Source organism: Nitrospirillum viridazoti CBAmc (assembly GCF_000730165.1).
GTDB lineage: Bacteria > Pseudomonadota > Alphaproteobacteria > Azospirillales > Azospirillaceae > Nitrospirillum > Nitrospirillum viridazoti.
In genome coordinates, this window is sequence record NZ_CP022110.1 from 545,029 (window position 1) to 559,438 (window position 14,410).

Below are 14,410 nucleotides of genomic sequence, written 5' to 3' on the forward strand. Positions count from 1 at the left end.
CCGCTCAGCGCAGCTGGAACGCGGGGCTCATGGCCACGTAAGCGGCCAAGCGGCGGTTGGCGAATTCGCCGGTTTTATTGTCCACCATGGGCGGCGTGTCGGCGGCCAGTGACAGGCCGCCCAGCAGCGCGGCCGCGTCGATGGCCGTGGGGCTGCCCAGCAGGCGGTCGGACCAAAAGGCCACCGCCTGGCCGCTGTGGGCGGCGGCCGGCCCCATCTGGGCCGTGGCGGACAGGCCGGGGGGCATCCACCACCCCTCCGCCAAGCCCAGCGCCAGGTTCCAGCGCGCCCGCATGTTCTGCGCGCCCAGCCAATAATCGTCGGCCACGGGGTGTCCGTCGGGGCTGGGCCAGGCGTACAGCTTCTGCCCGGCGCTATCCATGGTGCCCACCAGCGGCTCGCTGGCGGTGACGGGTATGCCGGTGGCGCGCGCGAAGCTGGCCACCAGTTCCAGCGGCCGCTTGGGCCTGGCGCCCCAATTGGCCGTGGCCTGGGGCGACAGGGCGATCAACCGCACCACCCGGGCGATCTGGTCGGGGCGCTGGCGGTTGTCCAGCCAAGTCGCGGCGGCGGCCTTGACCAGCTCCGGCGACGGTTCCCCGCCCAGCAGGGACCGCACCATCTTGGTGCAGATGAACTGGGCGGTGGCGGGATGGTTGGCCACCAGGTCCAGCACCTTGTGCCCATCGTTCTGCGGCGGCTGGTAGCTGTCGAATTCCGCCGCCAGCACGCGCTTCTGGTAATTGTCGTGCCAGGATTCGATGTAGGTGAAGCGGCCGTCGTTGGGCGCCTTGTAGCCGCCCAGATCCTGGCCGCTCTGGATGCTCCACCCGGTGAAGGCGCGGCTGGCCTCATAGACATCCTGGTCGATATAGCCCTCAGGGGCGCCCTTCAGGGCGCCGGGCACGTCGCGCCAGCGGTCGTACTGGGTGTTCAGGTAGGCGTCGCGGCCCAAGGTGTGCAGTTCGAACAGCTCACGGGCGTAGTTCTCGTTGGCCGCCCCGCCGCGCGAGGATCGGTTGTTCAGGTAGATCAGCATGGCGGGGCTGGTCGCCACCGCCTCCAGCAGATCGCGGAAATTGCCCAGGGCGTGGGCCCGCAAGGCGGCGTCATAGGCGGGCAGCGCCGGGGCCGTGTAACTGTCGGCCGCGTTGACGGAGAAATGGTCGTGCCAGAACAGCGTCATGACCTGGCGCAGCTGGGCGGGGTCGTAGACTGCGCGGATGACCGTGGCCGCGGCCAAATCCAGACGCGGGCGCACCCGTTCCTGATAAGGCAGCTTGCGGTCCGGCTGGTTCAGCGACCACAGCGCGTCCACCGGCTGGTCCAGGGTGCGCAGCGGGCGCATTTCATCCAGCGCGGCCCAGCCTTCGCCGGCGTCGTACTTGATGCGCATGACCGCGCTGTCCAGCTTCTGCTGGCATTCGGGCCCCGGGCCGGTGCCGGCGGCCGCCAGGTGCAGCTGCTCATCCAGCCAATGCGGGATGCCCTGTTGCTTCAGGGCCTGAGCGTCACCGGGCCTGGGGCCATAGGCGAAGCGGTTCAGGAATATCCATTCTTGCGACGGGGCGGCGCCAGCGGCCGCAACTGGGGTGGGGACGACCATTCCCGGCCCTCCTTGATCAATCGATCCGACCCCCATGCTACTCTATTTCCCGTCATAACCCGGCGTCCGCCAGTAGCGGTAGGGTCTATGGATAGAAAAAGGGGGCCCCGGTGGGACCCCCTTTCTAACCCTTTCGGGATGAGGCTTTTCGCCCCACTTGATATCCTGTGCCGGTTACTTTCGTTCGGCCAGCACCCAGCGGACGCTCCACAGGCAGGCCACCAGGAAGACGATACCGCCCAGCCATTCGGCCGCCCCGGCGAAGCCGTCGCCCATGACCGCCAGCGGTTCCTGGTTGCCGGTCAGCGAGATGATGGCCGCCTGGGCCACGCCGAACAGGCTTTCGCCCACGATCATGCCCGAGGCCAGCAGCATGGCGCGGCGCTGGGCCACGTCGGCGAACTTCTCGACGGGCACACCGGCCGCCTTGGCCCGCTGGGCCAGCACGCGGTCGACGATGTAGGCCAGCAGGGCGCCCACGCTGACGGGCACGGTGACCGTCATGGGCAGGTAGATGCCCAGGGCCACGGCCAGCGGCGGCAGGCGGAAGCGGCGGGTGGTGGCCTTCAGCACCTCGTCCACCACCACCAGGCAGATGCCGACCACGGCGCCGATGCCCAGCATGGACCAGTCCAGCTTGCCGCTGAGGATGCCCGTGGCCAGGGTGGCCATCAGCGTCGCCTGCGGGGCGCCCAGTGTCTTGGCTGGGTCCATGCCCGGGTCCAGCGGCGCGCCGGCGAAGCCGTAGGCGTGCTGCAGCAGGTTCAGCACCGGCGGGATGACGGCGGCGCCGACGATGCAGCCCAGCACCAGGGCCACCTGCTGGCGCCAGGGCGTGGCCCCTACCAGCTGGCCGGTCTTCAGGTCCTGCAGGTTGTCGTTGGCGATGGTGGCGATGGTCAGCACGACCGAGGTGGTGAACAGCGCCAGCGCCACGGCGGCCCCGCGGATGACCGGATCGGACACCCCGTCCTTGCCCAGCAGGGTGACCAGCAGCAGGGACGAGGCGATGGCCGCCAGGATGCCGATGCTGGAGATGGGGCTGTTGGAACTGCCGATCAGGCCCGCCATGTAGCCCGAGGCGGCGGCGACGATGAAGCCCATGACGGCGGCGAAGACGACGCCGGCCAGGACCAGCACCACCAAGTGGGTGGACAGCGGCGTGCCCAGGATGAAGGAGATGAACAGTCCCGCCAGCGGCACCAGCAGCACGGCGGCGATGGCCATGACGTAGTGGAAGGGGATGTCCTGCTCCACCCGGGGGACGGAGTGGGCGTTGCCGGCGCGCACGGTCTTCATGGCGTTCAGCGAGGCGCGGATGCCGTCGGTCATCGGCTTGGCCAGGACGATCAGGGTCCAGATGGCGGCGGCGGCGATGGCGCCGGCGCCGATCAGGCGGACCTGCTGGCGCCACACGACGCTGTTGGCATACTTGATCAGGTCCATGCCGTCGACCGGCGGGTGCAGCCAGGTCAGGATAGGCACGGCGCCGAACCAGGCGATGGCCACGCCCACGAACATGGCGAAGCCCACGGTGGCACCCACCAGATAGCCGGCGCCCAGCAGGGCCATCGACAGGCCGGTGCCCAGGCCCGTGACGGCGTTGCCGATGCGCAGGAAGCCCTGGAACTGCTCGGTGAAGAAGCGCATCGCCGTCATCAGGAAGAACCCGATGGAAACGAGGGTGCCGGCGACCACGTCGCGCAGGCCCGCGCCCTTGGCGGCCTCGTCCGCACCGGCCTCACCGGCCGTGTCGGGGGAGCCGACCTTCAGCACTTCCGCCGCAGCCACGCCCTCGGGGTAGGGCAGGTTGCCCTGCACCACCATGGCCCGGCGCAGGGGCACGGTGTACATGACGCCCAGGATGCCGCCCACGGCGCAGATGCCGGCGGACTGCCAGAAGGGGAAGCCGGTCCAGTAGCCGACGATGACCAGGCCGGGCAGCACGAAGATGACGGATGACAGGGTGCCGGCGGATGAGGCCAGCGTCTGCACGAAGTTGTTTTCCTGGATGGTGCTGTCCTTGGCCAGGCGCAGCACCGCCATGGAGATGACCGCCGCCGGGATGGAGGAGGCGAAGGTCAGGCCTACTTTCAGGCCCAGGTAGACGTTGGCGGCGGTGAACACCACGGTGATCAGGGCACCCAGAATGATGCCGCGCAGGGTCAGTTCCCTAATCGAGCTGCGCGCGAACCGGGTCATCGGATGAAATCCGTCATATGTGAGGAATCCCCATCTGCGTCGTATCGACGTCGTCGTGTAGGCGCCGGCCGCTTTTGTGGGCCCCTTCAAGCGGGCGCCGGACTGGATGGGCCGGGAGTTTAGCGGGCGCCCCCGGCCCCGTCGAGGCCAGCCAGACGGACCAGGCCAGAATCCGGGGCTTTCCCGCCAAAAAGAAACGGGGCCGGCGCTGGGCCGACCCCGTTCCTCACTTTATTGCGCTTTTTTGTTCCCTCAGGTGCCGGGCGGCCACATCCGTGGCCTTGGCTATCCTCACTGCGCCCTTCGGTGCTCGCTGCGGGGCCAGCGGTCGCTGGCCTTGTCGGCATGAGAAGCGTGGTTAGGGGCGCCTTGGAGATGGCATCAAGCCGGCTGGTTCAGGTACAGCAGCCAGGCCTTGGCCAGTTCACCGACACCTTCCGGCGCGCTGGTCAGTTCCTGGAAGGCCTTCTGGGCCTGGTCCTTCTGGCCGGCGTTCAGGTAGGCGACGGCCAGGTGCAGCTTGGCGTCGTTGGGGTTCTTCAGGCCACCCTTGTCGATGCCCTTCTGGATCAGCTCGATGGCCTTGGCCTGGTTGCCATAGCTGGCATAGGCCTCGCCCAGCTTCTCCAGCGGCAGGCCGGTGGGGGCCTTGGAGACTTCGGCGACCTGCTTGTCGATGCCCTTCTGGTCCTCGGCGGCGGCCTTGGTCATCTCGGCCAGCATCTGCTTGGCGGTCGGGTTGCCGGCCAGCTGGCTCTGGCCCTTCTCCAGGGCGGCCTTGGCCTCGCCCGGCAGGGTGGCCTGCTTGGCCAGGTCGGCGTACTCCAGGTACTCGTTGCCGCCCTTGATGGCACCGACGCGCGCGCTCAGGCGGTACAGGTCCAGGGCCAGGCGGTCGGAGAAGCCGGGCTTGCGCGGCAGGAAGGCCAAGTAGTCGGCCCAGTAGTCCGGCTTCTGGTAGTGCTGCAGCAGCATGGCGATGTAGTCGACGTAGTTGCTGTAGTCCTTACGCTGCGCGGCGCTGTCCACCAGCATCTGGTAGACCTGCTCCTGCGCCGGCTTGCCGGCCTTTTCATCGGCGTCGATGGCCTGCTTGCAGTTCGTGTCGGTCGCGGCCCAGTCCTTCAGCGACCAGGAGGCCTGGCAGCGCAGGGTGAGGATCTCCGGCGTGGCGCCGCCCTTCTGGACCACGGCGTCCGACTTCGCCATGAACTTGGGATAATCCTTGTTCTGGTAGTAGAGCTGCATCAGCGTGCGCTCACGCTTGGCGGCATCCGCCTCCGGCAGCTGGTTGGTGGCCAGCTCGGCCTCCAGCGCGTCGATCAGGTGCGGCGTGTCGTTCAGGCCCAGGTAGGCCTGCACGCGCATCTCGGCGATGAAGAAGTTTTCGTACGGCGTACGGTCGGCCTTGGCGGCCTCGGCCTGCGCGGTGGCGTCGATGATGGCCTGGTAGTTCTTCTCGTCCAGCGCCTTCTGGGCGGCCTGCAGCGACGGGGTCAGTTCCTTGCTGATCTGCTTTTCCGGCGGCGTGGCGTCCTTGTCCTTGTCCTTGGCTTGGGCGGTCCCGATACCGGCAGCCAGCAGGGCACCCAGCATGAGGGGATAGAATTTGGCGCGCATTCGGTCCTCGTCGATGGCAATCATGTGATGGCCCGGTCCGGCGTCGCGTCGAAGGGGCCAAGGTCGACTTCGGGCAACCGTCTCCCCGCCGCCGCGATCCTCCCCGACGGGGACACCGCTGCCACGGAAGGATAGGGTTAATCCCTGGCGGGGCGACCCTGCGGGATGGAACGGGTGCTCGTCAACCCCTACACCCGTCTTCTGTCGAAAGCGGGGCGGCGCAAAAGGGCCAGGGGCGACCGGCGACGGCTTAGCCGAAAGTTAGGTCCAGCAGGTACAGGGCGGCGCCGATCAGGGCGCCCAGCACCGTGCCGTTGATGCGGATGAACTGCAGATCCTTGCCCACGCCCTCTTCCAGCCGGCGGGCGAAATCGGCGGCGTCCTGCGCCTTCAGCGTGTCGGTGATGAAGCTGCGGATGGACATGCGCCAGCCCGGGATGGCGGCCAGGAAGGCGCCCTCGACCGCCGCGTCCAGCCGGGCGCGGGTGGCCGGTTGGTCCAACTCCTGCGCCAGCGACAACAACATGGCGTCCAGCGCGTCGCGCAGCACGCCGTCCGGCTTGGCCGCGTCCTCCAGCGCCGCCGACTTCAACCGGCCGATGAGGTGGTGCAGAGCCAAGCGCAGGGTCTTGATGTCCACCGCGTTGCGCAGCACCGACGCCAGCCGGTCGCCCAGCGGATCGCCGTCCAGGATGCGGTCGGGGATTTCCGCCAACCATTGCCGCAGGGCGTGGCCAGCCTCGCTGTAGGGGCTGCGCAGGTCGAACAGGTGGCCGGCCAGGGCATCCGTCACCTGGTCGGCCAGGCTGCGGTCCAGGGTACGCGGCATCCACCATTTCGACCGGGTGGCGACCGCGTCGCGGATGTGCGGCCGGCTGCCGTGGATCAGCACCACGCCGTAATCCGACACCTCTTGGATGAGGGCTTCGAACAGGGGGCTGTTGATGGCATCGCGCAGCAGACGGGCGACCATGGGCCGCATGTCCATGGCGCGCAGGCCCTCCATCGCCGCCCGCGCCAGCGCCTCGCGCAAGGCCGCCTCCCGTCCACGCGACAGCAGCCGCGGAAGGGAGGCCAGCGCCAAGTCCGCCAGCTGGGCGCGGTTGGCCGGATCGGCCAGGGCGCGGGCCAGCTGGTCGGCGGCGTTCAGGCGCTGAACCTGGCCGCGCAGCCGGTCGGGACCCAGGAATTCGCTGTCGATATAGGTCGCGATGCCATCGGCGATGCGGTCGCGGTTCTGCGGCACCAGGGCGGTGTGCGGCACCGGGACGCCCAGCGGATGGCGGAACAAGGCCGTGACGGCGAACCAGTCGGCCAGTCCGCCCACCAGTCCCGCCTCCCCCACGGCGCGCAGCAGGCTCCAGAACCCGGGCCAGGGCCAGCCGATATAGTCGGGCAGCAGGCGCGGCACCAGCCGGGCCGCCAGCCACAGGCAGGCGACGGTGGCGAGGTAAAGGCCGGCGATGCGCCGCCAGCGGCGCAGGGCGGCGGCGCGGTCGCCGGCGGTGGCGGGGTCGAAAGGCAGGGGCAGGGAATGGTCAGGCATGGGCATCCCGAGGGGGTGTGGCGGGCCTCATGATGACGGCGCCTGGCGGCGCTGTCCCGGACCATATGGCCCTGACGGGGCGGAACCACCGGGACGGAACCACCCGTGACGTCGAAACCGCGGCGCCGGCCAGCCGGTTCCCTGCAAGCCGCAGGTTGCGGCGATCGGCCGCCAACCCCTCAGTCGGCGGCGGCATCGTCTTCATGGAAGGGGAAGCCGCGCAGCGCGCCGTCCATGTCGCCGTTGTCGGAATGGAAGCGATAGGTGCGGTCGTCCGGCGGGCGATAGCGGCCGGACTGCAGGCCGTCCAGGATGCGGGCGGATATCCAGCCCGACAGCAGGCTGGCGGGGCCGGCCAGCGCCCGGTCCGGATCCTTGAGATAGGCGCGATCGTAAAGCGCGGCGCCGATGGCCGCCCCGTGGTGTGCCAGGAACTCCGCCAGCAGGTCGACGAATTCCACGGGCTCCAGCATGGGTTCCACCGTCCCGGCGGCGCGCGCCAGCACGGGGTATAGCAGGTGGGTGCGGTCGGCGAAGCGGCCATCGCGCTCCACCCGGTCGGCGACCAGGTTCAGATAGCGGCTGCGGGGGGCGGGCTGGCTGCGCAGGGCCGCGTCCAGGATTTGGCGATGGTTCATGCGGTCGGGTTCAGGGGCTGCAACTTTTACTGGCCGACCAGCTTGCGGGCTTTCGTTCGGCCAGGCCATCTCTTTATGTGGGCCCCGCCGACCGGGTTAACCAGGCCGTGGAGCAGGCCGGACGCCGCCAGCGCGAGGGCCCGTCCCGCCGACGGGACTGGATTTTGCCGCCATCAGCCAGTAGACCAATGGCCGACGGTCACCAACCGGGACGGCTCTGACGTTCCAGCAATGGTTTCGGGCCAGCTATGGCTTCGGACCAGCAATGACTTCGGGAGACATCTTTTATGCGGAAGCTCATCGAGGGATTTCTGAATTTCCGCGCCAGCGCCCTTCCCGAATATGCCCGCCGCTTCCAATGGCTGGCCGAGGTCGGGCAGAATCCGCGCGCGGCCGTGGTCGCCTGCTGTGATAGCCGGGTGGACCCGCAGATGATCTTCTCGGCGGGGCCTGGCGACCTGTTCATCGTCCGCAACGTTGCCAACCTGATCCCGCCCTATCAGCCCAACAGCGACTACCACGGCACCAGCGCCGCCCTGGAATTCGCCGTGCGCCAGCTGCGCGTGGGCGACATCATCGTCATGGGCCACACCCATTGCGGCGGTGTTAAGGCCCTGATGGCGGCGGGGGAGGATGACGGCGACTTCATCGGCCACTGGATGTCCATCGCCAAGAGCGTGCGCGGCAAGGCCCAGGACGTGTCCGAGGCCGAGCGCGAGGTCATCCGCCTGACCATCACCAACCTGCTGACCTTCCCCTGGATCAAGGCGGCGGTGGAGGCCGGCGGCCTGCGCCTGCACGGCTGCCTGTTCGACGTGGCCGACGCCGACCTGCTGCTGCTGAACCAGGCCACGGGCCAGTTCAAGTCGGTGCAGGAAGGCGTCGAGGGTATTCCCCTCTAATTTGTTCTGACGTCGAAATGATAAAGGGCGCCCCATGTTGGGCGCCCTTTTTTGTGTCGTCCGGGGTATTCAAACAGGCTGCGCCGGGCAGCCTATGAAGCGGCTGCCCGCCGGCAGGTGCTCACCCTTCATGGCCAGGGACAGGGGTCCCAGTTCGGAACCCCGCCCCAGCACGGAATCGTACAGCACCACGGACCCGGCACCGACATGGGCGCCAGCCTCGATGGTAACGGGCCCCAGCTTCATGACCCGGTCCTCGAACAGGTGGGTCTGCAGGGTGACGCCCGGGCCCATGGCGGCATCGTCGCCGATGTGGATCATGTCCAACTCGCACAGGTAGGCCGTTTCCAGGTAGACGCGGTGGCCCACCTTCGCGCCCAGCAGGCGCATGTACAGCGGCAGGAAGGGCGTGCCCAGGAAGGGCCCCAGGACCCAGCCCGCGAGGGCGTCGTACAGCGAGGTCACGAACTCGATGCGCCAGACGGCCGTGCTCCACAGCGGATGGATGCCGGGGCGGAAGCGGCCGATCACCCCCCACTTCACACAGGCCAGCAGCAGGGCCGCGCTGACGCAGATGACCAGCGGACCCAGGCCCAGCCACAGCAGGGCCAGCCACAGGCTGGAGACGGCCAGGGCATGGGCCGCCAGCCACAGGGCGCCCACGGTGGCGGTGCCGGTGATGCCGCCCTGCACCAGGATGCGCAGCGCCTCGATGACGGCGCGGGTGGCGATCAGGCGCGACGTGGGGGCGACGGTGTAGGCCTCGGAGATGCCCTCCACCTTCTGGCGCCGGGGCAGGCGCACCGGCGGCAGGCCCAGCCAGTCTGTCTGGCGGTTGGCGTCCAAGGGGGCGGTGGACAGCACGCCTACCAGGCAATTGTCCGGCAGATCGGCGCCGGCCGGCAGGAAGGCGGAGTTGCCGACGAAGGTGTCGTGGCCCACCCGGGTGGGCGCGAAGCGCACCAGGCCGCCGTGGATGGCGGGGCTGCCCACCAGCGAGGCGTCGGCCAGGAAGGCACGGTCGCCCACCTCCAGCTGTTCCGGCACCACGTGGGCCACGGTCGACACCTCGCAGGCATGACCGATCTTGGCCCCCAGCAGGCGCAGCCAGGTGGCGGAGAACAGGCTGCCGTAGACGGTGTACAGCTGCTCCACCGCCATGCGGTGCACGCGGTCGGCGAACCAGCGGTGGCATTCCACCATGCTGTCCAGGCGTACGCTGGCGCGCCCCACCACCGGCGGCACCAGGCGGCGGGCACCCAGCAGCACCAGGGCGGTCCAGGGCATGCACACCGCCCCGCCCACCACGCCAGCCAGGATCAGCAGCGGGCCCATACGGGCGATGGGCAGTTCGGTACCCAGCACCAGGGCGAAGGCGACGGCCAGGGGCAGCAGGGTCAGGAAGCGCACCAGGCTGAGCCCGGCCAGGCCCAGCAGGTAGCGGCCGGCGCGGGGGCGCAAGGGCCCGTCCGCCCGGCCCACCATCCAGTCCGGCCGCGACGACGGTCCGGCGGGGGAGCCCGCCCACACCGCGTCCGCCGGCACCACGGCCCCGTCGATCAGGCAGCTGCGCGCGTCCAGGCCGGCCCCGGCCTCCAGCGCGCTGCCCAGGCCGACGATGGACGCGGCGCCCACCGTGGCGTTCGAGCCGATGGCCACGGTGCCGATCTCGATATGGCCGGCGCGCACATGGTGGGTCAGCAGCAGCGTGTCCTCGCCTACCGTGGCGTGGTCGCCGATGGTGATCAGGTCCCACAACATGCCGCCGTGGCATCCCAGGAAGCTGCCATGGCCGATACGCCCGCCCATGGCGCGGGCGTACAGCCGCATCAGCGGCGTGCCGGCGATCCAGGACATGGGCAGGGCGGCCTCGATATGGCTGACCATCCACCAACGCCAGTGCCACAGGCCCCACAGGCGATGGCGTCCCGGGCGCACGCGGCCCAGCAACAGCCATTTGGCGGCGATGGCCAGGGCGAAGGACACCGGCAGGGCGGCGATGGACAGCCCGGCCATGATGACGAAGGACAACGGGCTCAGCCGCCCGGTCATGCCGTGATGGACCAGCACGCCCAGCATGACCAGCATGGGCAGGCCGCCCAGCGCCGTCACCAGCGGCAGGGTCATCGCCTGGGCCAGGCCGAAGGCCAGGTGGCGGCGGGTGCTGGCGCGCCGTGTCTCGCTGGTGACCTTGGGCGTCGGCGGCGCCGCCAGGACCTGGGCCAGGCCCCGGACGGTGGGGTTCAGGTATAAGGCACGCACGGTGGCGCCGGGGTGGCGCTGGCGCAGGCGGGAGATGGCCGAGGCCGCGGCCAGCGAATGGCCGCCCAAATCCATGAAGAAGTCGGCGTCGCGGGCGCGGATGGGCCGGCCCAGCGCCTGGGCGAAGGCGTCGGCCACCTCTTCCTCCGCCTCGCCCTGGGGCGGATCGCCGATGTCCTCCGGGACGTCGCGGGGCGTGGGCTCCGGCAGTTCGCGCCGGTCGATCTTGCCACCCACGGTGCGGGTCATGGCCGGCACCTTCACCAGGAAGCTGGGGCGCATGTAGGCGGGGACGGAGGCGGCGACATGGGCGGCGATGGTGTTGCGGTCGGCCGTACCGACATACCAGATGACGATGCTGTCGACGCCGGCCACCGGGCGCACGGCGGCGGCGGCCAGCTGCACGCCGGGGCAGCCGGCGGCGATGGCCTCGATCTCGCCCAGCTCAATGCGGAAGCCGCGCAGCTTCACCTGGTTGTCCACACGCCCCAGGAAGTCGACGCGGCCGTCGATCAGAGGGCGGCCCAGGTCGCCGGTGGCGTAGAGCCGCTGCCCGGCGGCGTCCACCTTGAAGCGCTTGGCCGTTTCCTCCGGCCGGTTCAGGTAGCCGTCGGCCAGGGCGGGGCCGCCGATATGGATCTCCCCTGTCTCGCCCACCGGCACCGGCAGGCCGTCCGGGCCCAGCACCAGCACGCGGTAGCCCGGCAGCCCCCGGCCGATGGTCACCGGCTGGCCGGCCCGGGCCTCGTCCGCCGTCGCCACCACCGAGGCCTCGGTGGGCCCGTAGGTGTTCAGCATGCGCCGGCCCGGGGCCCAGCGGTCGACCAGGGCGGCGGAACAGGTCTCACCCCCCACCACCAGCAGGCGGACGTCGGGCAGATCCTCGTCGATCAGGCCCAGCAGGGTGGGGACGGTGGAGAAGAAGGTGGCGCGGCGGCAGCGCAACTCGCTGGCCAGCAGCTGCGGGTCGCGCATCACCAGGCCGGAGGCCGGCAGCAGGCAGGCGCCCGCGGCCACGGCCAGCCACACCTCCTCCACCGAGGCGTCGAAGGCCAGCGAGAAGCCCTGCCATACCCGGTCCGTCTCGGCCAGCTGATAGACCTGCGAGGCGCCGCGCACATAGGTCATGACGGCGCCGTGCGACAGCACCACACCCTTGGGCAGGCCGGTCGTGCCGGACGTGAAGATGAGGTAGCAGGTGTCGGCGGGCGTGGCCGGCAACACCGCGTCCGGCAAGCCATGGGCCGAGACGATGGGGTCGTCCAGCAGGGCGGTGCCGATCAGGTCCTCCGGCGCCACCGAGGCGACGCCGGGCACGGCGAAGTCGCCGGCGGCATCGACCATCAGCAGGCTGTCGGACTGCTCCGCGATGCTGGCCACGCGGGCGGCGGGCCAGCTGGCGTCGATGGGAATATAGGCGGCGCGGCGCAACAGGATGCCGAACAGGCAGGCGTATAATTCTGCGGTGCCACGACCGCGCAGCATGATTCGCGCGCCGGGGCCCACACCCCGGGCGGCCAGGGTGGCGGCGACACGGCGGGCCCGTTCGCCCATGTCGCCCCAGGTCAGCATGAAGCCGTCGCCGGTTTCCACCGCCGGCAGGGCTGGCGTGGCGGCCACGCGCGCCAGGAACAGCGCCGCCAGCGTCTGGGCGCCGGCCAGGCCGTGATGCGGGCCGCCCGGCTGCTGGCCGGGCCCCTCCGCCTCCATCCGTTCGGCGATCAACGAACCGCTGAGCATCAACGTCCCACCCCTGAGCCCCGGGGGCGAAAAGCCGCCCGCCTGGGGGAACCCGGTATACGCCGGTAAAGGTCCACATTCCCATGACCGTTTTCATCCCCTACGTAGGGATGGGCACCCCGAATTCGCGCGAACGCGGGGGGCCTCGGTACCGGTCCGAACCTATCCGACACACACCCGTTGTAGATGGCCGATCGACCCCCCATGTCAAGCGGTTGGCCTATAGACCCAGGGTCGCATACAAAATAAAGGGGGGCGAGGGGGAAAGCCTACTTCCCTGGAGGTAGCGGCCGGGGCCTTCCGGAACGCCACGTAAAGCTCCGTTACAAAACGATACAAAGAGCGGCTTTTCCCGTAACACAACCCTCTGTAGGTTCAGCCTCGAAACAGGCGGACCTGCGGAGATTAGGCTTTTGGTCAGATCTTCCGCTGTAAATCAGGCGTTGTCCGCCACCACGGTCGCGGGGGCCGTGGGTTCGCTGGCAGGCACGCCCCTTTTGGGTTTCCCCAAAAGCGCTGGACTGTGCCCGCACGAGCCCTTGCTTCCATCGTCCGTGCCACCGCCAATCCCGACATCCCAACGCGGCAGCAGTTTGGGTGCCGGCTGGACAAAAGGCTACAAGACGATGACCATCCATTCCGCTGAACTTCCGGCCGACCGGACCGACCTGGGCGCTTATGCACCGGCGGGGGCCCCTGGCCGCCTGCGGGGCCGGTCGGGGCTCAAGCGCTATCGCTGGTGGTTGCTGGCCGGGGGTGTCGTCGTCCTGGGCGCCATCGCCGCCGCCGTCCTCATGCGTTCAGGCGCCAAGCCGGCGGCCCCGGCCGCCGCGCCAGCCAAGGTGTCCGCCCTGCCGGTGACGGTGGCGCCGGTCGTCGTGGCCCCCGTCACCCGCACCTTGTTGGTCACCGGTTCGCTGGCCGCCTTCGATGACCTGCCCATCGGCACGGAAACGTCGGGCCTGGCCCTGGCCGAGGTGCTGGTCGACATCGGCGACACCGTGAAGAAGGGCCAGCTGCTGGCCCGCTTCAACGACAGCGTGCTGCGCGCCGACCTGGCCGAGAAGGAGGCGTTGCTGACTGAGGCCAAGGGCAACGTGGTCGAGGCCGACGCTAACTACGCTCGCGCCCAGGACCTGGTGCGCACCGGCGCCATGAGCGCGCGTGACCTGGACAACCGCCGGGCCCTGGCCGTCAGCATGCGCGCCCGCGTCGGCGTGGCCGAAGCCAACCGCGACCTGTCGATCGCCCGGCTGAAGCAGTCAGAGGTGCGCGCACCCGCCGACGGCACCATCACCGCCCGCACCGCCCGCATCGGCGCCGTGCTGTCCGCCGGCGGGACCGAGCTGTTCCGCATGATCCGCGAGAACCGCGTGGAGCTGGTGGCCGAGGTGCCCGAGAACGACATGATGGTGGCCAAGGCCGGCCAGACGGTGAACGTCACCATCGATGGCGACAACATGGCCCACCATTACGTCGGCACCATCCGCGTGGTGGAGCCGACGGTGGACAACAAGACCCGCCTGGGCCGCCTGCGCATCGACCTGGAACGGAACCCCGACCTGCGGCCCGGCATGTTCGTCACCGGCCGCGTGGCCGTGGGCCAAGCCGACGGCCTGGTGGTGCCGGAAGCCGCCATTGTCTATCGCGAGGTGCGGCCGGTCGTGTTCGTGGTGGACCAGGAAAACAAGGTCGCCGGCCGCAGCGTCACCACCGGCGCCCGGCAGGACGGCAACATCGCCATCGTGTCCGGCGTGAAGGCGGGCGAGAGGGTTGTGCTGTCCGGCGCCGGCTACCTGAAGGACGGCGATGTGGTCACCGTGGTCGACAAGGCCGTGGAAGGCACGGTCAAGCCGCTGCCGGTGCAGCAGTAAATCGGGAAAAGGGGGCCCTA

Annotated in this window: 8 protein-coding genes; 2 read left to right on the top strand and 6 right to left on the bottom strand. The window is 69.7% G+C overall.

What is annotated here, in order from left to right:
* Window positions 1-4: 4 nt before the first annotated feature.
* The 5 genes from Y958_RS02645 to Y958_RS02665 form a co-directional block, all read right to left on the bottom strand.
* Complete coding sequence (locus Y958_RS02645; protein ID WP_088870800.1) at window positions 5-1,606, bottom strand: DUF1800 domain-containing protein; 1,602 nt, start codon at window positions 1,604-1,606, stop codon at window positions 5-7.
* A gap of 174 nt (window positions 1,607-1,780) precedes the next feature.
* A complete protein-coding gene (locus tag Y958_RS02650; RefSeq protein ID WP_004271971.1) occupies window positions 1,781-3,808 on the bottom strand; it encodes an OPT family oligopeptide transporter in 2,028 nt (675 codons plus the stop codon).
* A 381-nt stretch (window positions 3,809-4,189) separates the two neighbouring features.
* Complete coding sequence (locus tag Y958_RS02655; RefSeq protein WP_088870801.1) at window positions 4,190-5,452, bottom strand: tetratricopeptide repeat protein; 1,263 nt, start codon at window positions 5,450-5,452, stop codon at window positions 4,190-4,192.
* A gap of 226 nt (window positions 5,453-5,678) precedes the next feature.
* Window positions 5,679-6,974, bottom strand: coding sequence for a DUF445 domain-containing protein (locus Y958_RS02660; protein ID WP_186291232.1), 1,296 nt, complete (start codon window positions 6,972-6,974; stop codon window positions 5,679-5,681).
* Window positions 6,975-7,153: 179 nt separating this feature from the next.
* Window positions 7,154-7,612, bottom strand: a complete 459-nt coding sequence (locus Y958_RS02665) for a hypothetical protein (RefSeq protein ID WP_088870803.1) — start codon at window positions 7,610-7,612, stop codon at window positions 7,154-7,156.
* A gap of 287 nt (window positions 7,613-7,899) precedes the next feature.
* Here Y958_RS02665 and Y958_RS02670 point away from each other — a divergent pair, with 287 nt between their 5' ends.
* Window positions 7,900-8,514 (top strand): carbonic anhydrase, encoded by a 615-nt coding sequence (locus Y958_RS02670; RefSeq protein WP_088870804.1) that lies wholly within the window; start codon window positions 7,900-7,902, stop codon window positions 8,512-8,514.
* 69 nt (window positions 8,515-8,583) lie between these two features.
* On the opposite strand, the gene Y958_RS02675 is transcribed toward Y958_RS02670, so the two are convergent.
* Window positions 8,584-12,516: a Pls/PosA family non-ribosomal peptide synthetase gene (locus Y958_RS02675; protein ID WP_088870805.1), complete on the bottom strand. Its 3,933-nt coding sequence runs from the start codon at window positions 12,514-12,516 to the stop codon at window positions 8,584-8,586.
* Between the two features lie 626 nt (window positions 12,517-13,142).
* Here Y958_RS02675 and Y958_RS02680 point away from each other — a divergent pair.
* Window positions 13,143-14,390 (top strand): efflux RND transporter periplasmic adaptor subunit, encoded by a 1,248-nt coding sequence (locus Y958_RS02680; RefSeq protein ID WP_088870806.1) that lies wholly within the window; start codon window positions 13,143-13,145, stop codon window positions 14,388-14,390.
* Window positions 14,391-14,410 lie beyond the last annotated feature (20 nt).

What these genes read in the sequence shown, in the direction of transcription:
- Y958_RS02650 (WP_004271971.1), bottom strand. Translation starts at nt 3,808, where the DNA reads ATGACCCGGTTCGCGCGCAGCTCGATTAGGGAACTGACCCTGCGCGGC.
- Y958_RS02655 (WP_088870801.1), bottom strand. Translation starts at nt 5,452, where the DNA reads ATGATTGCCATCGACGAGGACCGAATGCGCGCCAAATTCTATCCCCTC.
- Y958_RS02680 (WP_088870806.1), top strand. Translation starts at nt 13,143, where the DNA reads ATGACCATCCATTCCGCTGAACTTCCGGCCGACCGGACCGACCTGGGC.
- Y958_RS02660 (WP_186291232.1), bottom strand. Translation starts at nt 6,974, where the DNA reads ATGCCTGACCATTCCCTGCCCCTGCCTTTCGACCCCGCCACCGCCGGC.
- Y958_RS02645 (WP_088870800.1), bottom strand. Translation starts at nt 1,606, where the DNA reads ATGGTCGTCCCCACCCCAGTTGCGGCCGCTGGCGCCGCCCCGTCGCAA.
- Y958_RS02670 (WP_088870804.1), top strand. Translation starts at nt 7,900, where the DNA reads ATGCGGAAGCTCATCGAGGGATTTCTGAATTTCCGCGCCAGCGCCCTT.
- Y958_RS02665 (WP_088870803.1), bottom strand. Translation starts at nt 7,612, where the DNA reads ATGAACCATCGCCAAATCCTGGACGCGGCCCTGCGCAGCCAGCCCGCC.
- Y958_RS02675 (WP_088870805.1), bottom strand. Translation starts at nt 12,516, where the DNA reads ATGCTCAGCGGTTCGTTGATCGCCGAACGGATGGAGGCGGAGGGGCCC.